The organism is Lutibacter oceani (assembly GCF_003384935.1).
GTDB classification, from domain to species: Bacteria; Bacteroidota; Bacteroidia; order Flavobacteriales; family Flavobacteriaceae; genus Lutibacter; species Lutibacter oceani.
Genome location: NZ_QTTQ01000010.1, coordinates 101,622 through 122,883, shown reverse-complemented (window position 1 = coordinate 122,883; position 21,262 = coordinate 101,622). Strand labels below are relative to the sequence as shown.

The window sequence follows — 21,262 nt, the reverse complement described above, 5'->3', positions numbered from 1 at the left end:
GGTTCAAATATACTATTTTTTTAAATTTAGAACGTATAACGCAATCCAAACTGCACTTGCCACCTAGATAATAAACTAGCATCATACACAAAAGTATCTTTTAAATCTGAACTAAATGTATATGTTGGAGTTCCTGTTTCATCTACAGACACACCAATTGGTTGTACAGCATTTGGCTGTTGAACTAAGCCCCAGTCTGAACTAATTAAATTACCAAAATTCAAAATATCAATACTAAACTGTAATGAATTATCTTCTGAAACTTTTAAATCTTGTAATACTTTAACATCCCATCTTCCTCTCCAAGGAGCTAAAGCACCATAACGTTCAACATATTCTCCTCTTATTCCACTTAAATAATCATCTTGTTGAATAAATTGTTCAAAAGCTTCAGCTTGACCAGCACCAGAGAATTGCATTTGGCCAATTTCAGATGAAGTTGGTACATATATTAAATCGTTTAATGAAGATCCATCATTGTTTATATCTCCTGCATAGGTATAATTAAATCTTCCTCCTTGCGCATATTCAAAAACAGTAGAAATTGTAGTTCCCCATTTATCATCGGCACCATACTTCCAGTTTTTACTAACAATCCCTAAAACTCTATGCGTATCTCCATATTTAGAATAAGCCAAAGTAGCATCATTAGCATTACTAAGAACTGGGTTAAAATCAAATGCATCTCCAGTAATTTCAGCTTCAATAGAATTTACGTCTTTAGAATTTAAATAGTTATACGCTAAACTTGTATATAAACCATTTACAAAAGATTTTTGAGCTTTAAACGTTGCATTAAATGTTCTTCCTTTATCTGAATTTGTAAATACATACGCAGTATTTCCTTTATCAGAAGCGGTATATACTCTTCTGTTATCAACACCTGAAAGAGTTCCAGAAGGATTGTTTAACCCCCAATTTTGAACATGTGCTCCATTAATATCTTTAGTATAAGACAAATCTGTAGTAAGTACTATACCATTTTCTAATTTTTTATCTGCACCTAAACTAGTTCTCCAAACTTGTGGAAATTTAAAATCTGGATCAACAACTTGATAATAATAAACATTTGGGTTAGCAATTTGGTTTCCTAACCATACAAAAGGAAAACGACCTGTAAACAAACCTGTTCCTCCTCTTAACTGCATTGTTTTATCTCCATTAACATCCCAATTAAATCCAGCTCTTGGTGAAATTAAGAAATTATTATTTGGCATTTTTGTTGAATCAAAGAAAACAGTTTCTCCTGTTGCAGGATCAATGTATGGTATTTCTGGAACATATACTGCTCCTCTATCAATTACTTCTTGTGCCTTTTCAGCAGAATCAAAGAATAAAGGTTTGTCAAATCTTACACCATAAGCCAATTTAAAATTGTCATTTACATTCCACTCATCTTGTAAATAAAATGCCATTTGACCAACATTTGTCTCAGCTAAAGCCCAAGAGTCATTTGCGTTATTTGTAGCGTAAATACCTTCTGCAGCTGCCATTGCATCTGCTAAAAACCCATTTGCAATAGCATCGTTAAATGCTCCCATATTTGCAAAATCTCCAAAGAAAGCACCTACATAACCTCTAGCATCTCCATATCCATAAGCTCCTAAATTAAATGAATTATCAAATTGAAACTTTTCAAAAGAAAAACCAATTGTATAATTATGGTTTCCTTTACTAATATTCATATTATTGGTTAATTGAAATACTTTTTGATCTAACGTGTTATGAATAGAAAAAGGTTCGTGCCCTGCAACTATATAATTTCCTCCACTACCATCCTGAATTCTAAAAGCAGGCATTGGAGTAGATTTTGCATTTCTAAAATCATCAAAATGCGTATAACCAACTTGTAATTTATTGGTAACATTATCAGCTAATGTTGAATTTAATTCAACCAGTAATGATTGAATTTTATTGTTTATTTCATAACCCGCATTTTCAAATTGTAAAATTTGAGAATTCGGACCTCTAAATCCTAAAGCTGTAGGGTGCGCAGTTTTATCTTTTGAAGCATCTAAAAAATTATAAATTATAGCTAAACGATTGTCTTCATTTACATTCCAATCTAATTTTAGAATCCCTTTTGTGCTCTCAGAGTTGTGTAAATAACCTTCATATTCACCAGGTTCATATCCAATACTTCTTAAAGCAGACTGAACAGTCATTAAATCGTCAACTGAAACTCTAGATTCATTTATAGCACCTGTATTTCTATTTGGAAGCCAAGATTGACCTAGATCTGATCTTTCATCTTTTTCAAAATTTGCAAAAACAAATAATTTGTCTTTTATAATTGGAGCACCAATGCTAAAACCGTATTGTTTTTGTTCTAATTTTGGAACAAATATACTTTCGCCTTTAATTTTACCACCAGTTAAATCCTGATTTCTAAAAAAACCATATACGGTTCCTGAAACTTTATTAGTACCACTTTTTGTAACGGCATTAATTGAAGCACCAGTAAAACCAGATAAAGTTACATCATAAGGAGCTGTAGAAACACTAATTTGTTCAATAGCATCTAATGAAATTGGTTGAGCATCAGTTTGTCCACCAGGAGTTGCAGCATCTAATCCGAAAGGATTATTAAAAATTGAGCCATCTAACGTGAAATTATTAAACTGATCGTTTCTCCCACCAAACGAACCACCTGAAGCAGAAGGATCTAAACGTGTAAAATCAGAAGCAGATCTTGAAATTGTTGGTAAATTAGTTAATTCTCTTTTACCAACACTAGTTTCTGCTCCAGTTCTATCATTATTAAAGGTTGAATTTCTACCACCGGTAATTACAATTTCACTTAATTGTTCACTTTCATTAGTCATTTTTACATTTAAGTCAAATGTTTTACCTAAATCTAAATAAACATCTGTATACTCTACTGTTTTAAAACCAACAAAACTAAAAGTTATGGTATAGGGTCCACCTACCCGTAAGTTTGGTAAAGAAAATCTTCCTTCTTCCAATGTCATTGTACCTGCAATTGTACCTGTAGGAACGTGTTTTGCAACTACATTTGCGCCAAATAAACCGGCTGAAGTGTCATCAGTAACTACACCTTGAATTTTAGATGTTGTTACTTGTGAAAAACCTGTAGCAACATAAAATAAAGTGATTAACAATGTAAATAGTAATTGTTTTTTCATTTGTTTTTTGTTAAAATTTGAGTTAATTTTTGATTATTAAAAATAAAAAAAAAGCTCACTGTATAAGTGAGCTTTTAATAAGTTTATTAACTTTCTATTGTTAATTACTATGCTTCAGCTATAATTTCAATAGGTAATTCTATAACAACTGCTCTATGCAATCTTATAGAAGTGTTGTATTTTCCAAGTCTTTTAATGTTTCCACCTTCAACTTTAATAAATTTCTTATCAACTTCATGACCAGCAGCAGCTAATGCTTCTGATACATTTCCGTTATTTACAGAACCGAATAATTTTGTACCATCACCAGTTTTAGCAGTGATTTTAATTTCTAATTCTTTTATTGCATCAGCAATTTTAGTTGCATCTTTTATTAACTTTTCTTCTTTAAAAGCACGTTGCTTTAAAGTTTCTGCTAATACTTTTTTTGCTGAACTTGTCGCTAATACTGCAAATCCGTGAGGAATTAAATAGTTACGTCCGTATCCATTTTTTACAGTAACAACATCATCTATAAAACCTAAGTTTTCTATGTCTTGTTTTAATATAATTTCCATGATTCCTTTCAGTTTTATTTTAACATATCGCCAACGTATGGCATTAAAGCTAAGTGACGTGCTCTTTTAATAGCAACAGAAACTTTACGTTGAAATTTTAATGATGTTCCTGTTAAACGACGAGGTAAAATTTTACCTTGTTCATTTACTAAGTATAACAAGAAATCAGCATCTTTATAATCAATATATTTGATACCGTTCTTTTTAAAACGACAGTATTTTTTTACTTGTTTAGTGTCAATATCTAATGGAGTTAGGTAACGAACCTCACCTTGTTTTCCTCCTTTTGCTTGTTGTTCTATAGACATAGCTCTTATTTTTTAGATGTTGATTTAACTCTTTCTCTTCTTTTTTCAGCCCAAGCCACTGCATGTTTATCTAAACTTACAGTTAAATAACGCATAACGCTATCATCTCTTCTAAATTCTAGTTCAAATGGATTAATTGTTTGTCCATCAACTTTGTACTCAAATAAGTGATAAAAACCACTTTTTTTGTTTTGAATTGTGTAAGCTAATTTTTTTAGCCCCCAATCTTCTTTTGAGATCATTTCGGCACCTTTGGAAACAAGATAGTCTTCGAACTTCTTTACTGTTTCCTTTATCTGGATATCAGATAAAACGGGATTCAAAATGAAAACAGTTTCGTAATGATTCATAATTGTTTATTTTAAATTTACTTTTAAGGGTGCAAATATACAGTTATTTACTTAATTGACAAGTACTAATTTTGTAAAAAAACACCTGAATACAATAATTAGTATCATGCATTAGTTATCAGGTATTTATGTGTGTAATTGAGTGAAATTTTATCTTTTGAATACATTTAGACTAATAATTATCAACATCAATGTTAAACTTAATTGATCGGAATTCCTTAATAGCCTGGAATGAATTTTTAACTCGAATAATGTTATTTTTGGTAACTCCTAAGGACTGTTTTTGTGGAATTTTAATAATAATATGTCTGATGTAATAATTACGGATTTTAGAAATTCCAGGAGTTGTAGGTCCTAAAACATGCTCTTTAAATATTGAAACTAAAGATTTACCTAACCAATTTGCACCTTCTTCAACTCTATTAAAATCTTTATGTCGTAAAATTATTTTAATTATTCTATAAAAAGGCGGATAATGATATTGCCAACGTTCATCAAGCTGCTCTTTAAACATTTCCTCATAGGAATTTGTTGAAACCTGCTGTAATATTTGATGGTAAGGATTAAAGGTTTGTATTGCCACTTTCCCTCTTTTTTGTGCTCTACCTGCCCTACCTGCAACTTGCACCATTAATTGATAACTGCGTTCATGTGATCTAAAGTCAGGAAAATTTAGCATATTATCAGCGTTTAAGATTCCAACTAACGAAACATTTGCAAAATCCAATCCTTTAGAAAGCATTTGAGTACCTACTAAAATGTCAATTTCTTGAGCCTCAAACTGACCAATAATTTTTTGATAACCATACTTTCCACGCGTTGTATCTAAATCCATCCTTCCAATATTGGAATCTGGAAATAACTGCTGTAATTCAAGCTCTATTTGTTCCGTTCCAAAACCTTTGGTATTTAATTTTTCACTACCACACGCTCTGCAATTATGTGGCATTGCTTGTTTATAACCACAATAATGGCAGCGTAATTCATTTCTAAAGCTATGAAAAGTTAAACTTACATCGCACTGAGGACATTGCGGTGAAACACAACATGTTTCGCATTCCACAACAGGAGCAAATCCTCTCCTGTTCTGAAATAAAATAACTTGTTCCTTTTCATTTAATGCATCCGTAATCATTTCAATTAAACGATCAGAAAAATGACCTTTCATTCTTTTTTTTCGGTGCTTTTCTTTTATATCCACCAGTTCAATTTCAGGTAATAAAACATCTCCGAACCTCCTATTTAACTCAACCAAACCATATTTTCCCTGTTGGGCATTGAAATACGTTTCAATACTTGGAGTTGCCGAACCAACTAAAACTTTTGCATTGTATTCTTTTGCTAATACAATTGCAGCGTCTCTTGCATGATAACGTGGAGCAGGATCATACTGTTTAAATGAAGGTTCGTGTTCTTCATCAACTATAATTAAACCAATATTAGAAAAAGGTAAAAATAATGACGATCTGGCACCTAAAATAAGCTGTGCTTTTTGTTTATTTGCCAAAACATTATTCCATACTTCAACACGTTCATTCATTGAATATTTTGAATGAAATACAGATAAATATTCACCAAAATAATATTGTAATCTTTCTATTAATTGTGCCGTTAATGCAATTTCGGGAAGTAGATAAAGTACTTGTTTCCCTTCCTTAAGTAATTCTTTAATTAACTTTACGTATATTTCTGTTTTACCACTACTTGTAACTCCTTTTAATAGTGTTACTTGTTTTGTTTTAAAAGTATCTTTAATTTCTGAATAGGCAGTTTCCTGATAGCTGGTTAACTCTTTTATTTCAGATGATTTCCCATTAAAATTAATTCTATCTTTCTGAATATAATAATATTCAAAAATACCTTTATCAACTAAAGATTTTATAACTGCAATAGAACAATTTGAGGTGTCTTGAAGTTTAGAAACTTTAATTGGTTTCTTTGCCGACTGCAATTGAAAAAAGCTTAAAATTAGTGCTCGTTGCTTTTTAGCTCTATTCAATAAATTTAATAATTCAGCAAGCTTATCATTTGAATTCCACTTATCAGTTAAACGAATATATTTTACTAATTTAGGTTTATATTGTTCATAAATTTGTTCTTTTACAACAATTACATTTTTTTCAATCAACTCTTTAATAATGGGAAATACAGATTTTTTACCTAATATTTCAATAATTTTAAAAATAGAAATTTGAGATTGGTGCTGTAATGCTTCAAAAATTAAAAATTCATCATCGGAAAGTTCATTTTCTTTAGAAAAACCTGTAACTAATTGGATTTCTGTTTCACTTTCTAATAAAAAAGCAGAAGGCAATGCGGCTCTAAATACTTCACCTAAAGAGCACATATAATAACTCGCAATCCAATCCCAATGTTTTAATTGAATTTCATTCACTATTGGAGTTTCATCTAAAATTTGATGAATTTCCTTGGCTTCATAACCTATTGGTGCTGTTTTATGAACTTCATAAACTAATGCAGTAAATATTTTTGATTTTCCAAATTCTACAGCTACACGCATACCAGGCTTTAAAAAAGTTGCTTCTGCTTCAGTTATTTTATAGGTAAATAACTTTTGAAGTGGAATTGGTAATATTACGTTTATATAATTAATGGTAATTGATAGATTTAATAGTTACTACAAAAATAATTATTTGAATATTTTAAACCCTTAAAATTCCAACTTTTAGTTAAAATTATTTTAAAATGCTGATATTCAATCAACTAAAAATTAAGTAAAATTATGGCACGTTGTTTGTAATTACAAAAATGTATAATGCTAACCAGCATATTTAGTATTAACAATTAAAACCCAATATTATGAAAAACAAATTATTTTTATTCGCAACATTTTTATTAGTAAGCTTAGGAGCTATAGCTTCAAACACAACTAATTTAAATTCAACAACCTTAAATCCATATTATAATAATTATGGAAATTCATTCACTTTTGTTGAAAATGGTGTTACATTTTCTGTTTTTCAAAATGGGGAATTTGATTTTTACATTAACCCACGTAACGGATTTAATGCCAGTTATCAAGGAAATGGAATAAATATAAGTTATAACTCCGGTTATAATTATGATGCATATGTTCAATATGATGACTTTGGAGCAATAATTCAAATAGAAAATATTCCTATTTATTATGATTATTATGGCAGGGTTGAAAGAGTTGGAAATATAAACATTAATTACAATAATGGCAGGTTAGTTAGATTAGGTGGGTTAAGAGTTTATTATGATAGTTATGGTTCTTACTCTCACTATTCAGGTTATATAAATATGTACAACAGAAATTATGCATACCACCCATATCATAATTATTTTGTTAGACCTTTATTTGATTTTAGAATTGTAAGTTATAAACCTTATAGGAATCATTATAAAGCAAACAGGTATACATATTATAGAGATCATTCTAGAAACAAATATTATAATAACAATAAGTATTATAGTAGAAACAATACCTACTCTAAAAATAATAACAGACAACGTGTTGCGACTAATATTCCTAAAAGAAGAAATGATAATGTTACCTACAGAAATGAAAATCGTGTAAATTCAAATACACACGTAAACAGAAATAGAACTGAGAATAGAAATACTAGTACTAATAGAACCAGTAGAGATTCACGAGCAATTACAAATCGCTCTAATACTATTCAAAAGAGAACTCCAAACAGTGCTGTAAACAATAGAACAAATAGGCAAAATCGTTCAGTTACAAACAGAAATAACTCAGTAAATAACCGATCTCAAAATAGGAATATTGAAAACAAAGCTAAAGTAACAAATAGAACACCTGTTAGAAAAGCGCAACAAAGGAATACAAGTAATAGTTCGGTAAATAGAAATAAGGGTATTGCTCAAAATAGAACCAAAAATACACAAGTTCGCAAATCTGCTAGAGTTCAGGAAAAAAGAAATACAACAAAACAAGTAACTAGAAAACCTGTTAAAAAAGAACAATCTAGTACTAATAATACAAGAAAAAGAAGAGGATAATAATTTGAAATAATTATTAATAAAAAGTCTTACAGAAATGTAAGGCTTTTTTATTTTTTATATAATAAATATTATTAGAAATAATTTATTTTTTAAATCTTGAGTATACTACAAGTTTTTTCTTAGTATTTATAAAATAGACTCCCGTTAAAAGCACAATTGCTGCAATTATTGATTGAAATGTAATTTGTTCATTCAAAAAATACCAACCAAGTAATAATGCAATTACAGGATTTACATAAGTAGAAGTTGCTACTTTCTCTGGAGAAACTGTTCTAAGTAAATAATTAAATGATGTAAAAGCTACAATACCACCAATTATTAAAGCTATCATAGAAAATTGCACTTTATTACTCCAATCTGTTATTGGAATCCATTGCTCCTTAAATAAAAGACTTGCAAATAGCAACATTACTCCCCCTGAAATCATTTGATAACCAGTATTTACAAAGAAATTTGGAGGTAAATCTGCTTTTGAAACAAATAAACTTCCATAAGCCCAACTTATCATACAAACAAATATCATAACCATTCCCGTTAGCATACCTTCCTGGCTTATTAATTGTTTTTGACTTATTAATAAATAGATTCCAATAATACCTAAAACAACACCAATAACTGACATTGACTGAATTCTTTTACCTTCAATAAAACGCATAAGCAATATTACAATAAGAGGTTGAGCCGATATTTCAAGTGCTGCAAAACCACTGTCAACATATTTTAAAGCCCAAACAATTACCCCATTACCAAAAGCCAAAAACAAAAACCCTGCTATGGAAGCGTTTAAAAATTGTTTTAAAGTAATTGACAATTTAAATTTTAAAAACTTTGAAATTATAAAAATTAAGATACCTGCTAATATAAATCTAAATGATACCAGCATAAAAGGAGGCAATTCCGTAACAGCAATTTTATTTAGTAAATATGTTGAACCCCAGATAAAATAAATTGAGAAAAACGATAAAATTATAAGCACTTTATTGTTGCACTTCATCGAGTAAAATTATATTAATGTTGAGCCTTATTTGAAAGCTCAATATTAAGCAAAACAAATTGAAGTTATAATTTTTAGTTATCTAATTTTGACAACTTAATAAAAAATATTTTAATAGAGAATATAAATAACTATAAATCAAATAAATAACCTAAAGAAATATTAAAAAAACCTGTTGTTTTTAAACTTGTTTCTGTACCAATAGGGTTTGGAAAATTATGGTTATAACCAAGTTCAATATCAAAAGATTTGTATGTTAATTGTAATGGTAAATTTACTTGCGTATTAATTAAATCAAAAACATTGTTTTCAATATATTCTGTGTTTTCTATACCGTCAATTGATGTTGTTCGTGCAAGTTCAATAGTTTGTTTACCAGCAATAATATTAAGTTGTGGTCTAAATTTAATTTTTAGATTATTAGATTTTAATAAGTCTAATGAAACAAAAGTTCTAGAAGAAATTTGGTAAGATTGTTTATCTCCAAAAAAATAGGAACCTGTTATATATGTACCTATATTTTTATTTTTATTAATTGCATTAAATCCTAAATTAGCAGTGTTACTATAAATATTATCCAGTTCGTTCGCATAAAAATATTTTGAATAGCTAATATTATATTTGAATATTTTAGATTTACCAATATGTTTACTATACCCTAATAATACTATTGTTGCATCCCATTTTGGATAAAATTCACTGTAATAATTACCTGCAACACCAGCATAAAATCCTTTCGAATTTACATAGGTTATTTGTGGAGTTATATTGTATTGATCATAATCAATATCTCTACCTGAAAAATAAGTATTTGAATTATAATTTAAATTTAAATAAATAAATTCAAAATTGTTTAATGATTCCAAAAGTTGATCAATTACTTTATCTTCTTGGAGTAAAATATCATCAAGAAATTCATCAATGTTATCTTTTTTAGGTTCTTGTGCAGATACTATTAATGAAAATAAAAAGCTAAAAATAAATAGTAAATAGTTTTTCATAGTTAAAATGTAAATAAGCAGCTAAATTTTTAGCTGCTTATTATTTGATAGTAAATTTATTCAATTAATTGCTTTTATTTCTTCTTTGTTTTCTTTGCTCCCTAACAGTTTCGCGCAATTCATTTCCATCTTGAGTTGATCTGTTTTCTCTAAGTTTGGATCTAATTTGTTGACGTTGTTCTGTTGAAATAGATGCCCTGAACATTTGCTTGTTTTGCTGTGCAATTTCTTTGTTTTGAGCTAATAAACTCATTTGCTCTTCTGAAAGAGATTGCATTAAAGCTGCTTGCCTTTCTTCTCTAGTAAGATTTGCATCGTTTAAAATTGCTAATTGAGCTTCATTTAAACTGGCTTTAAATGCTTCCCTATTTTCTTTAAGCAACTGTTTTTGTGCTTGTAACATTTCTTTTTGCTCTTGGGTAAGGTTTTGCATAACTTCACTGTTACCTTTAACACCGTTTCCATTACCGTTATTATTTTGAGCAAAAGAATTAGGTAAACTCATAATTAATGTAACTACTAATACTGTGAAAAATTTTATTGATTTCATTTTGTTTTGTTTTTTAAAATTCTACTTTTTTTATTGAACGTTCACTACTTAGACTGTAAAATTGAGCAAAAGTTCATTTCTAATTATTTTTACTTTAATTTTCAATCACTAAACTTTCAAAAACATAGTCTTCTAAGTATTTATCAACGTCTTCATCATTAATAAAAAGAGATTCAATTGCGATATCTTCATACACCAAATTATTATGATTCTTAAATTCATTAGGTTGAATATCTTTAATACTATCTAAAACTATATTTGGTAAATTTTTAAGTTCAGAAGTTGAATTAAATTTAAAAACTGCCAATGTAAATAATAATGCAATTGCTGCTGCCATTGGAATCCTAAATTTCAGCTGTTTAGAAGTTAAATTAAAAATTCCTGTTTTTTTGGTGAATACTTTTTGTTGAATTTCTAATTTAGATTTTGAAAAATAATTTTCAGGAATTTCAAAACCTAACTCTTCCTTATGATTTTCACCTAAAGTATTATCCTTTATTTTATCTAATAAACTAGATTTAATAAAATCATCTTTAAATTTCATATTATTTTTTTTATTAGTACTCATTTTATTATTAGACTCTATTTTTATTAAATAGTTTGTAAACGGGTCATAAATTCTTCAATACTTTTTACTGCAGCATAATATGCTGATTTTAATGTGGCTTCATTTACCCCTGAAATTTCAGAAATTTCACGAAATTTTAAATCATCAAAGTATTTCATCTTAAAAACTTCTTGCTGTTTTTTTGGAAGCTTTAAAATAGCCTCTTGTAAACGAATTTGTATTTCTTCCCCTTCAAAATAAGAATCTGCTTGTAACTTATTTATTGAGTTCTCATTTTGATCTTCAATATCCAAAAATTTAATTTTACCATTTTTATATAACTGATTCATAGATTCGTTATATGCAATTCTAAACATCCAGGTATGTAATGAGCTGTTTTGTTTAAAGTTATGAAGGTTTTTATATACTTTAATAAATGTATTTTGAAGCACATCATCAGCATCTTCGTGTGAAATTACAAATTTACGGATATGCCAATACAAACGTTCTTGGTAAGTATCCAACAACATTTTAAAAGCCTTATCTTTTTGTTTATTATCTTTTAAGGCATTAATAAATTCTGCTTCGTTTGTCAAAATAACATTTCTTTAAATTAAGAAATATAATTGCAGTTTTAAGTTACAATTAATAAAAACGATTCGTTTCTATGTACTTTGACATTAAATTTATAAAAAAGTTTATTATTAAACTGTAAATAATTTAATCTTCTGGTGGAAATCCATTAATTTCTTCAAATAAGCTATCAAAATTAGCTAATAAAAAGGCTCTTAATTTTTGTCTATAATCTGTTTTCAGCCAATCTGTAAAACTATTGGTGCTTTTACAAATACATTTTAAATATTGTTGCACTCTATAATCTATATCATCGCCTAATAAATTGGCTAATATTAAAGCATCATAAACATCTTCACTGTTTTCTGCACAAATTTTTGCGTGTTGCTCAATTGACCTAGATAAAACTACTTTTGAAGATTCTCCAATTTTTATGGCCTCAGTATATACCTTCTTAATATTAAAAAATACTTCTTCTGTTTTTGAAAATTTAGCTTTTAATTCATCAGGCATTTCATACCTGAAATTATCTTCTAAATCTTCATCAGACAACAAATTATCTAAATAATAACTTGGATACTTAAATATTTTTTGCCAATTTACTTGTGCACCCCACATACCAAAACGATGAAAATTATTCCCTAAATCTATTACGTTAAAAGTTGTTTTGTCTTTTAATATTCGAGATCCTCTACCAATCATTTGATAATACAAGGTTAACGATCTTGTTGCCCTATTTAGTATAATAGTATCTACAGTAGGCTCATCAAAACCGGTTGTTAAAATACTTACTGAAGTTAAAATTGCATTGGGTGTTTTTTTAAACCATCTTAAAATAAATTCACGTTCTTTTTTAGTGGCAGTATTATCTAAATGCATAATTGAATAACCTGCTGACTTAAAGGCTTCAAAAACATTTATAGAAGTATTAATTCCATTATTGAAAATTAATGTTTTTTTACCTAAAGAACGTTCTTCATAAGCTTGTATCAATTTTCCTAACATTTCGCTATTGGTGTACAAATCATCTGAAGATTTTACAGTATAATCACCGTTCATTCCTACTACTAAAGATGTTAAACCAACATTGTATGAGTAGGTTTTAGCTTGGGCTAAAAAATTGTTTTTTATAAGTGTTTCTATAGATTCACCAATAATAAGTTCTTCATAATTATCAGTCATAGGTAACTGAATATTTGAACTTAAAGGAGTTGCTGTTACACCTAAAATAAAAGATTTTTCAAAAAATTTAAATAGTTTTGTAAAGGAGTTATAATGTGCTTCGTCAATAATAACCAAACCAATATCTGAAATATCTAATTTATTATCATTCAGCCTATTATTTAAGGTTTCAACCATAGCCACATAACAAGAATAATCTTTATGATTATCCAAATTAGCTTTACTATCTATTACTTTATTTACTACTCCAAAATCTGAAAGCATAGAGCACGTTTGCTTACACAATTCAATTCTATGGGTTAATATTAAAACTTTACTTTTATGATGTTTTAGGTATTGGCGTACTAATTCTGAAAAGATTACGGTTTTTCCTCCACCAGTGGGAAGTTGAAAAAGCAAATGATAATCATCTGGAGCTTCTTCAAATCTTTTGAAAATTTTAGTAATAGCTTCTTTCTGATAGTGATATAATTCCTTACCAGTTTTTTTTTCTTCTAATTCAGTAGTACTTAAAGTCACATTTATAATTTAAAAACTCACAAAAATACAGTCTTTATTGAGTTTTAGAAAACTTTTTGACATAAATTATTTTAATTAGTTAAAAACACCCCCTTATTAAATATTTAATTTTTCTAATTCAATTGAGTAATCGTACTGTAAATCTTCGTGTAAAGTAGCTATGTTTTTTTTTATTAATTGAACCTGTCTCAAATATAAATTTTGAAGCGTTGTATTATACTTTATTGAAGGTTTAACCTTATTTAATTGTACGCAAAAATAAATCAATAATGCTACTTCAGTTTCTTTCTTTTTAGAATAGCGAATATAGGTTTTAACAATTCTTAAGATTTTACGGACACTTTTTTTTATAAAATAATAACTGGATGTATTTATTTCACTAAATAATTTATCTACTTCAGTCTTTATGCCTGAAATATATGCATCTTCGTTTGATGATTCATATAGCAAATATGTTAACAGCTCTTTATTTTCTTTTTTAAACTTAGATAACCTTAAAATAAGCGCTATTAATTCCGATGATGAACAATGCTTTAATTCGGTCTTTATTTCTTTAACAGTGGCTGTTTTCATTAAACTATACTATTCAACCTTTGGAAGTAACTCCAACCCTTGATTGATACCTTTTTCTATCGCAGGCACACCTCTTTTCATCCAAACTGGCTTTGGAGCACCTTTTAAATAGTAATCAAAAAATTGTTGCATCCTAATATTAAAATCTTTCCTGTTTTGCATTTTTAACGGCCAATGCGGTTCTCCATTATAATTTAAAAACCAAGAAGGTTTTCCTAATCTTCTAAGCGAAACAAAAAATTCAATCCCTTGATACCAAGGTACATGACCATCAGCATCATTATGCATAATTAATAGTGGTGTATTTATTTTATCAATATTAAAAATAGGTGAATTTTCAACATAACGTGCAGGATATTCCCATGGCGTACCTCCTATTCTACTTTGTGTATGCTCGTACTGAAACTGTCTGCTTAAACCAGTCCACCATCTTATTCCACCATAAGCACTAATCATATTTGGTACAGGTGCACCAGATTCTGCTGCTTTAAAAATATTAGTTTTTGTAACTAAATAAGCTATTTGGTAACCTCCCCAGCTATGTCCTTGTACACCAATATTATCTTTATCTACAAAACCTTTTTCAATAAGAGAAGTAATACCCGGAATTACACAACTATATGCACTTTCACCAGGGTATCCAATTTTATAATTAACATCTGGATTAAAAATTAAGTAACCCCTACTTGCATAAAAACTATAATTTATGGTTGATCTTCCCGGTGATGGAGCTTTATGGCTAAAAATTCCATCAGAACTTTTTTCATAAAAATTAACAATCATTGGATATTTTTTATTCGGATTAAAATTTTCTGGTTTTATTAACATTCCTGTTAATTCTTCCCCATCTAAGCTAGTCCATTTAACCAATTCTGCAGTACCCCAATTATATTCAATTTGCTGTGGGTTTGCATTACTTATTTTAGTTTGTTTTTTAAAACTTAAATCTGAATAAATAATATCTGGAAATTTCTCAAAACTTTGTTTTGTAAAAATAACTTGCTTATTTTCTCTGGCTTTAATAGGTGTAGAAAACCTATAAGAGTCTGAAATTAAAAGTTTTCCCTTATTATTTTTAGGATTGAACTCAAAATATCCTGAATTTTTAGTTGTTTCATTAAAAGTTTGTAACAACCAATTTTCATTACTATTTAAAAAGCGTTCTTCACTATCTAGTTTTAAATACCTGTAACGCGTTTTAGCTTCCCTTCCGTTTGTTAATTTTTTGCCAGAACCATTTTCTGGATTAAATTCCCAAATATCAAATCTATCATACAACAAAATTGAAGTATCGTTTTCAGTCCATCCAGCTGAACCGTAAGATCTCGGGTTCACAGGAGAATCATTTAATTCGTTATAAAAAACCTTTCCTTTTGTAAGATTTGTTAGTTTTTTATTAACTAAATTATAGGTAAACCAAGTACTATCAACGGTATTATAACCATACGCATAATTTCCTTTTGGACTTAAACTTACGCGACCGCTTACTTTTGTTAAAATTTTAGATAATTCACCTGTTTTTGCATTTACAATAGCATAATCTCTTGCAGTATTTCCTGTCCACTGACTTTCTAATTGGTACGGTAATGAATTACTTACCAAAACAATATCCGAATTTCCTTCATCGCCAATAGTAGCATACGGATATTCTGTTGAACCTAGTTGTTCCAATTTATTATTATTGTTAATCTGAATAGCAGTTAAATACGACTTTTTAGTGTCATTTTTTACTTGCAACTCTTGAACGGTATAAAGCCTTGGCTCATCATAAGTCCAAACTTCAACGTTTACAATTTCTTCATCTAACAAAGTTGTATCCTTTACAATTGGAGGTTTTGCTAATCCAAAATACAGTTTAGTTTCATCTTTTGAAAAGTTAATACTTCCATCTGAAGAAACTCTATAACCATTTGGAGCTGTTGTTTGATCTAAAAGTTTTTGTGCTTTTCCGTTAGCTTCATTCCAGTAGTACAATCCATTTGGTCTTACCTGCACTTTTGTAGAATCTAAATCGGCAACAAAACCTAAATTTTTACCTGAATCACTAAAGTTCAATTGAAAATATTTTGCCTTTTCAGCTTCAAAAACTGGTATTAATTTATTATTTTCTAGGTTTAACACATACACACCAGCTTTTACAGTAGAATCTAACCCCGTTGTTGTAAAAGCCAAACGTTTACCTTCTTTTGCAAAAATATAATCTAACACAAATTTAAAAGTATCTTGTTTTGAAGTATTTAAATCTCTTAAAACCAGATGATAGCCATTATCTTTACTAACTTTTTTAGATTTCTTTTTATTTTTCTTTTTAGTTGCTGTTTTGGTAGAATCGTCTTCTTTTTTTACAGCTTTAACTTCATCAAGTAAATACGCTATAAAACCTTCCCATTTTTCTGGACTTTTATACGATTTTACATTCCCTATTTTTGAAAGCAAACTTTTGTTAATATTATAAATTGCTAAGGAATCTTTAGGTAATTTATTCTTTTTCACCTTTTCACGCTTTAATTCTTTAACACTATCTTTCCAAGGCTTTATAGTAAATAAAGCAAAATTAGAGTTGTAAGTAAATTCCCCTTTTTCTGCTCTTTCGTGTTCATAAATAGATTGTCCTTTTTTATTTTTTATTTTTATATAACTATCTTTTTCACCCTTTTCAAGTGCATACATAATATAATTTCCATCAGGTGAGATTTTTTGATTATTTATTCTGTTCCAAGTATCAAAATCTTTATGATCTAATATTTTTTTTTGAGCAACTATTGTAAATGAAATTAAAACTAAAAGACACGTAAAAAATGTTTTCATAATAAGAATTTAGATTGAAGGCATAAATATAATAATAGTTGATAATTAAAATTGGATAATTACAAAGAAAATAATAAGCGTTTTAAACTAAATATTAAGTTGATATTGAACAATTAATTTTAAAAGTATGTAAATTTGATGAAAAATTCACAATGAAAACCATAACTAATTTTCTTCTATATTTTAGTATTTCCTTTTTTATTTCTTGCAATAATAGTGATACTATTAGTCAAGAAAATGAATCGGAAATTGTAACTGAAACACCAAATCTTTTATTACAATTAAATGATAATCAAATAGTAGATGCGAACCAAAACCCTATTTATTTACAAGGAGTTGCTTTTGGAAATGAGATTTGGGCAAACTCGCCATTACCACCAGAAACACATCATAATGAGCTAGATTACCAACGTGTTAAAGCCATGGGAATGAATACCGTTCGGTTTTATTTAAATTATAAAATTTTTGAAGATGACTCAAATCCATATGTTTACAAACAATCTGGCTGGAATTGGATAGATAAAAACATTGAATGGGCTAAAAAAAATGATATCTATTTAATTTTAAATATGCACGCTCCTCAAGGCGGTTATCAATCTCAGGGTACTGGCGATGATTTATGGGATAATCCTGAAAACCAAAATAGATTGGCTGCACTTTGGACAGCAATTGCTGAACATTACAAAGATGAAGTTCAAATTGCCGGTTTTGGACTTGTAAATGAACCTGTACCCAACAAATCATTAAGTCAATGGTCTGAACTAGCACAAAAATTAATTAATGGAATTAGAACTGTTAATAAACATCATTTTATATTTATTGAACGCGCTATTTATGTTAAAAATGAAAATAATTACGATACTCCTAATTTTCCAACAGTTATTGGTGAAAACATTATTTATGAATTCCATGGCTACGATCCACACAGATATACACATCAATTATTTGATTGGACTCAATTAGGTGATGGAGGAAAATATCCTGATGAAAATACTATAGAATTTGTTGATGGCAATTGGTACTCAGCAACGTTTAATAATCCTTCCTTAAATAGTGGAAGCAATGACTGGCGCTATTTTGAAGCTGATAAATATCAAATTATTGATGATAAAATTAAAGTGGCTTATCCTGCAATAATTGGAGCAAAAGTTGGAGGAACTGTTTATTTTGATGATATAACAGTAAATGAATACAATGAAAATGGAATTTACACACGAACAATTGTTGATCTAAACATAGAAAGTGAAAACAATTGGTATTTTTGGAGTGCAAATAATACCGGGGAGCATGGTTTATCTACTAATATTGGACATAACGATAACTCAAGTTTATTTATAAAAAACACATCAGCAGATTGTAATTTAAGTAATACCGCATTAAGTTTTATTCCAATAAAAAATTATTTTTATCAGGTAAATGGATGGATGAAAGGTGAAAATGTTGCAAATGATGCTGCTTGTAAAATTAGATTAGATTTTATGACAACTGATTTCCCAGTTTTAAGAAGAAATAAACAATATTTAGAATCTATACTACAAAAATATATTGATTTTGCTGAAACAAAAAATGTTCCGTTGTACATGGGTGAATTTGGAGCTGGAGCTCCTTGTTTTGAAAACAACAAAGGAGGATTAAAATATGTTGAAGATATGGTTTCTATTGCAAAAGTAGCAAATATTCATTTTACATATCACGCCTATCATGAAGATTCGTTTGGACTTTATAAGGGTTCAGAAACGCTTCCAGATCCCAGTAATGTAAACCAATCTTTAATAGATTTATTTACACAGCTTTTAAATTGAAATTAGTTTAAAATTAAAAATTGATCCCGTGGCTTTTTGAGCTAAAATTGCTATTGATTTTTCTGTTAACTGAAAAACTCTTGGATAACCTCCAGTTGTTTGAGCATCTTTCATTAAAACAATTAATTTGCCTTCTGGTGTTAATTGTACTGTTCCCGGTAAAACTGGACTCGTAATCATTGATTTTGAATGCTTCAAAACAATTTCTTCAAGCCTATACCCCATTCTATTTGATGTATTTCCTATAGTAAAATTACTAACTAATAACAATTCCTGCTGCTTTTTATCAAATAATTCTAACTCAGGACCTTTGTAAACTTCTATAATTGAGGTTTCAAAAAATTGTATTTTATTTTTTAGGAGTCCTCCAGTTGTATTTATTTTATTTGGATTCCATTTATCAATGTTAATAAAATCATTTTCTTTAAAAATATCTTTTGAAGTAATTCCATCATAAAAAGACCTACTTTTAAGTACTATTTCGGTTTTAAAACCACCTTTAACAGCCAAATAGGCACGTACACCTTTTATTAGTTTTCCAAAAGAAAGTACATCGCCACTATTAATAGTGTACACTTTATTATTTAAAATTGAAATATTATTTATTTTGGGAGAAATCTCAGCTCCTGAAATTGCTATTTGAGTAGTTTTAAAAAATTCTAACTTTGGGCCTAACATTGTTATTTCCAGTACTGCATCATTTTTCTTGTTATTCAATAATGCATTTGCAAAACCAGCTGAAATACTGTCCATAGCACCGCTTAAAGGTACCCCAAGGTTTCTAAAACCTACTCTTCCAGTATCTTGAATACTCGTATATAGTCCAGATTTTAATACTTTAATCATTTAAAATCTCTTTATACAATTCATAATTACCTGCCTTACATTTTTTTTCAATTACCTCAAACTCATTTAATGAAATATTTAAAAACCTAATTTCATCTCCAGGTTCAATCTCAATAGGAATTTTATTATTACTGTTAAAAATAGTGATAGGTGTTTTACCAATAATTTGCCAACCACCTGGTGAATTTTTAGGATAAATACCGGTTTGTGTGCCTCCAATGCCAATAGAACCCATCGGAACTTTTAACCTTGGTTGTATTCTTCTTGGGTAATGCAATTTTTCTGATAAACCGCCTAAATATAAAAATCCAGGTAAAAAACCGATTCCATAAACCACGTAATTAGTACTGCAATGTAATGTAACAATATCTTTTACTGTACACTTTTTTTCAAAAGCTAAAAAATGCAAATCGAACCCAAATATTTCATCATAACAAACAGGAATATGCCAAACAAATTTTGTTACATTACTTATTGAATTTCTTTTAAAATATAATAGATTTAATACATTTTTAAAATCTAAATACCCCACCTCATCTGAATCATAAGTAATTAATAAAGAGTAATATACGAAGTTTATATCAATTATATATTGAAGTTTTTGTTTTTCAATTTCAAAAACAAAATTTCGAATATCTAAAAGAATTTCTTCTGAAATTTCTTTTGGCCATTCAATTAAAATTGCGTCTTTACCAAATTGCTTAAATTCTAGATTATATGAACTTAATTTTAAATTCATGAATGGTAAAATTTATGAATAGCTTCTACAATTTCTAAAGCATTTTCATTATCAGAATGCACACAAAAAGTAGTTGCTTTTATTGGTACTTTAGTTCCTGTAACTGTAGTAACAACCTCATTGTTAAATATTTCTGAAATATGTTTTAAAACTTCTTTGGAAGAATGAATAATTGCATTTCTTTTATTTCTTGAAACCAAACTTAAATCAATATTGTAATTTCTATCAGCAAAAGCTTCATACTCAATTTTAAATCCATTTTTTAATGCATTTTTAGCGATTACAGAGTTAAAAGGCACATACAATTTTACTTCATCTTTAAATGCACTAATTCCCTCTAAAAAAGTCAATGACAACTTATTATTTTTAGCAATATCATTATACAACGCTCCGTGTGGTTTTATATGGTTTAAAATTCCATTATTAGATTTAATTATTTCGTTTAAAGTATTTACTTGATTTTGAATAGATTTTTGTAATTTTTCTGAAGTTATCTCAATAGATTTTCTTCCAAAATTAGCTGGATCAGGATATGAAGGATGCGCACCAATTTTAACTTTGTGTTTTATTGCTAACTTAACAATTTTATCCATAATTTGCTCATTACCAGCGTGTGATCCACAAGCAATATTACAAGATTGTATAAAAGGCATTAAATCATTTTCATTATCTAAACCTTCTCCAACATCACAATTAATGGCTATTTTTTTCATAGTAAGATATTTATTAAAAAAGGCTGCCTAATATTTAAACAGC

18 protein-coding genes are annotated in these 21,262 nt (G+C 28.5%); 2 read left to right on the top strand and 16 right to left on the bottom strand.

The window, feature by feature from the left end; genetic code table 11:
- Positions 1 to 26: 26 nt before the first annotated feature.
- The 5 genes from BX611_RS06050 to priA all read right to left on the bottom strand — a co-directional run bounded on the left by BX611_RS06050 (position 27) and on the right by priA (position 6,975).
- Complete coding sequence (locus tag BX611_RS06050; RefSeq protein ID WP_115879217.1) at positions 27 to 3,146, bottom strand: TonB-dependent receptor; 3,120 nt, start codon at positions 3,144 to 3,146, stop codon at positions 27 to 29.
- 107 nt (positions 3,147 to 3,253) lie between these two features.
- Positions 3,254 to 3,703: a 50S ribosomal protein L9 gene (rplI, locus tag BX611_RS06045; protein WP_115879215.1), complete on the bottom strand. Its 450-nt coding sequence runs from the start codon at positions 3,701 to 3,703 to the stop codon at positions 3,254 to 3,256.
- Positions 3,704 to 3,717: 14 nt separating this feature from the next.
- The gene (gene rpsR, locus BX611_RS06040) at positions 3,718 to 4,011 is read right to left on the bottom strand and encodes a 30S ribosomal protein S18 (RefSeq protein ID WP_089377153.1); all 294 of its coding nucleotides are present in this window, start codon (positions 4,009 to 4,011) and stop codon (positions 3,718 to 3,720) included.
- Between the two features lie 5 nt (positions 4,012 to 4,016).
- Positions 4,017 to 4,361, bottom strand: coding sequence for a 30S ribosomal protein S6 (gene rpsF / locus BX611_RS06035; protein WP_115879213.1), 345 nt, complete (start codon positions 4,359 to 4,361; stop codon positions 4,017 to 4,019).
- A gap of 172 nt (positions 4,362 to 4,533) precedes the next feature.
- Positions 4,534 to 6,975, bottom strand: a complete 2,442-nt coding sequence (gene priA, locus BX611_RS06030) for a replication restart helicase PriA (protein ID WP_162879993.1) — start codon at positions 6,973 to 6,975, stop codon at positions 4,534 to 4,536.
- A gap of 206 nt (positions 6,976 to 7,181) precedes the next feature.
- Between priA and BX611_RS06025 the strand changes: the two genes are divergently transcribed.
- Positions 7,182 to 8,369, top strand: coding sequence for a hypothetical protein (locus tag BX611_RS06025; RefSeq protein ID WP_115879209.1), 1,188 nt, complete (start codon positions 7,182 to 7,184; stop codon positions 8,367 to 8,369).
- 85 nt (positions 8,370 to 8,454) lie between these two features.
- On the opposite strand, the gene BX611_RS06020 is transcribed toward BX611_RS06025, so the two are convergent.
- From BX611_RS06020 to BX611_RS05985, 8 genes are all read right to left on the bottom strand, one after another.
- Complete coding sequence (locus BX611_RS06020) at positions 8,455 to 9,366, bottom strand: EamA family transporter (protein ID WP_115879207.1); 912 nt, start codon at positions 9,364 to 9,366, stop codon at positions 8,455 to 8,457.
- A gap of 131 nt (positions 9,367 to 9,497) precedes the next feature.
- Positions 9,498 to 10,367 carry a hypothetical protein gene (locus BX611_RS06015; protein WP_115879205.1) on the bottom strand — a complete coding sequence of 290 codons (870 nt, stop codon included), beginning with the start codon at positions 10,365 to 10,367 and terminating at the stop codon, positions 9,498 to 9,500.
- A 64-nt stretch (positions 10,368 to 10,431) separates the two neighbouring features.
- Positions 10,432 to 10,917: a hypothetical protein gene (locus tag BX611_RS06010; RefSeq protein WP_115879203.1), complete on the bottom strand. Its 486-nt coding sequence runs from the start codon at positions 10,915 to 10,917 to the stop codon at positions 10,432 to 10,434.
- A 94-nt stretch (positions 10,918 to 11,011) separates the two neighbouring features.
- Entirely contained in the window at positions 11,012 to 11,461 is a 450-nt protein-coding gene (locus BX611_RS06005) for a hypothetical protein (protein WP_147296401.1), read from the bottom strand.
- 47 nt (positions 11,462 to 11,508) lie between these two features.
- Positions 11,509 to 12,060 (bottom strand): RNA polymerase sigma factor, encoded by a 552-nt coding sequence (locus BX611_RS06000; protein WP_162879980.1) that lies wholly within the window; start codon positions 12,058 to 12,060, stop codon positions 11,509 to 11,511.
- A gap of 124 nt (positions 12,061 to 12,184) precedes the next feature.
- Positions 12,185 to 13,738 carry a DEAD/DEAH box helicase gene (locus tag BX611_RS05995; RefSeq protein ID WP_240324918.1) on the bottom strand — a complete coding sequence of 518 codons (1,554 nt, stop codon included), beginning with the start codon at positions 13,736 to 13,738 and terminating at the stop codon, positions 12,185 to 12,187.
- 96 nt (positions 13,739 to 13,834) lie between these two features.
- Positions 13,835 to 14,311, bottom strand: coding sequence for a hypothetical protein (locus tag BX611_RS05990; RefSeq protein WP_115879197.1), 477 nt, complete (start codon positions 14,309 to 14,311; stop codon positions 13,835 to 13,837).
- 9 nt (positions 14,312 to 14,320) lie between these two features.
- Complete coding sequence (locus BX611_RS05985; protein WP_115879195.1) at positions 14,321 to 17,119, bottom strand: prolyl oligopeptidase family serine peptidase; 2,799 nt, start codon at positions 17,117 to 17,119, stop codon at positions 14,321 to 14,323.
- A gap of 152 nt (positions 17,120 to 17,271) precedes the next feature.
- Here BX611_RS05985 and BX611_RS05980 point away from each other — a divergent pair, with 152 nt between their 5' ends.
- A complete protein-coding gene (locus BX611_RS05980; protein WP_115879193.1) occupies positions 17,272 to 18,921 on the top strand; it encodes a glycoside hydrolase family 5 protein in 1,650 nt (549 codons plus the stop codon).
- On the opposite strand, the gene BX611_RS05975 is transcribed toward BX611_RS05980, so the two are convergent.
- Genes BX611_RS05975 through pxpA form a run of 3 tightly spaced genes read right to left on the bottom strand, consistent with a single transcriptional unit; the run spans position 18,913 to position 21,219 of the window.
- Positions 18,913 to 19,767, bottom strand: coding sequence for a 5-oxoprolinase subunit C family protein (locus BX611_RS05975; protein WP_115879191.1), 855 nt, complete (start codon positions 19,765 to 19,767; stop codon positions 18,913 to 18,915). The genes BX611_RS05980 and BX611_RS05975 overlap by 9 nt on opposite strands.
- Positions 19,760 to 20,506 carry a 5-oxoprolinase subunit PxpB gene (gene pxpB / locus BX611_RS05970; RefSeq protein ID WP_115879189.1) on the bottom strand — a complete coding sequence of 249 codons (747 nt, stop codon included), beginning with the start codon at positions 20,504 to 20,506 and terminating at the stop codon, positions 19,760 to 19,762. Before pxpB ends, BX611_RS05975 begins: the two co-directional genes overlap by 8 nt.
- Positions 20,503 to 21,219 (bottom strand): 5-oxoprolinase subunit PxpA, encoded by a 717-nt coding sequence (gene pxpA / locus BX611_RS05965; RefSeq protein WP_115879187.1) that lies wholly within the window; start codon positions 21,217 to 21,219, stop codon positions 20,503 to 20,505. The genes pxpB and pxpA overlap by 4 nt, the downstream gene beginning before the upstream one ends.
- Positions 21,220 to 21,262: the final 43 nt, after the last annotated feature.

Bases quoted from the DNA above. Each gene is read 5' to 3' on its own strand.
- BX611_RS05980 (WP_115879193.1), top strand. From the start codon at position 17,272: ATGAAAACCATAACTAATTTTCTTCTATATTTTAGTATTTCCTTTTTT.
- BX611_RS05975 (WP_115879191.1), bottom strand. From the start codon at position 19,767: ATGATTAAAGTATTAAAATCTGGACTATATACGAGTATTCAAGATACT.
- BX611_RS05985 (WP_115879195.1), bottom strand. From the start codon at position 17,119: ATGAAAACATTTTTTACGTGTCTTTTAGTTTTAATTTCATTTACAATA.
- BX611_RS06015 (WP_115879205.1), bottom strand. From the start codon at position 10,367: ATGAAAAACTATTTACTATTTATTTTTAGCTTTTTATTTTCATTAATA.
- BX611_RS06005 (WP_147296401.1), bottom strand. From the start codon at position 11,461: ATGAAATTTAAAGATGATTTTATTAAATCTAGTTTATTAGATAAAATA.
- BX611_RS06025 (WP_115879209.1), top strand. From the start codon at position 7,182: ATGAAAAACAAATTATTTTTATTCGCAACATTTTTATTAGTAAGCTTA.
- BX611_RS06020 (WP_115879207.1), bottom strand. From the start codon at position 9,366: ATGAAGTGCAACAATAAAGTGCTTATAATTTTATCGTTTTTCTCAATT.
- rpsR (WP_089377153.1), bottom strand. From the start codon at position 4,011: ATGTCTATAGAACAACAAGCAAAAGGAGGAAAACAAGGTGAGGTTCGT.
- BX611_RS06050 (WP_115879217.1), bottom strand. From the start codon at position 3,146: ATGAAAAAACAATTACTATTTACATTGTTAATCACTTTATTTTATGTT.
- rplI (WP_115879215.1), bottom strand. From the start codon at position 3,703: ATGGAAATTATATTAAAACAAGACATAGAAAACTTAGGTTTTATAGAT.
- BX611_RS06010 (WP_115879203.1), bottom strand. From the start codon at position 10,917: ATGAAATCAATAAAATTTTTCACAGTATTAGTAGTTACATTAATTATG.
- rpsF (WP_115879213.1), bottom strand. From the start codon at position 4,361: ATGAATCATTACGAAACTGTTTTCATTTTGAATCCCGTTTTATCTGAT.
- pxpB (WP_115879189.1), bottom strand. From the start codon at position 20,506: ATGAATTTAAAATTAAGTTCATATAATCTAGAATTTAAGCAATTTGGT.
- pxpA (WP_115879187.1), bottom strand. From the start codon at position 21,219: ATGAAAAAAATAGCCATTAATTGTGATGTTGGAGAAGGTTTAGATAAT.
- BX611_RS05990 (WP_115879197.1), bottom strand. From the start codon at position 14,311: ATGAAAACAGCCACTGTTAAAGAAATAAAGACCGAATTAAAGCATTGT.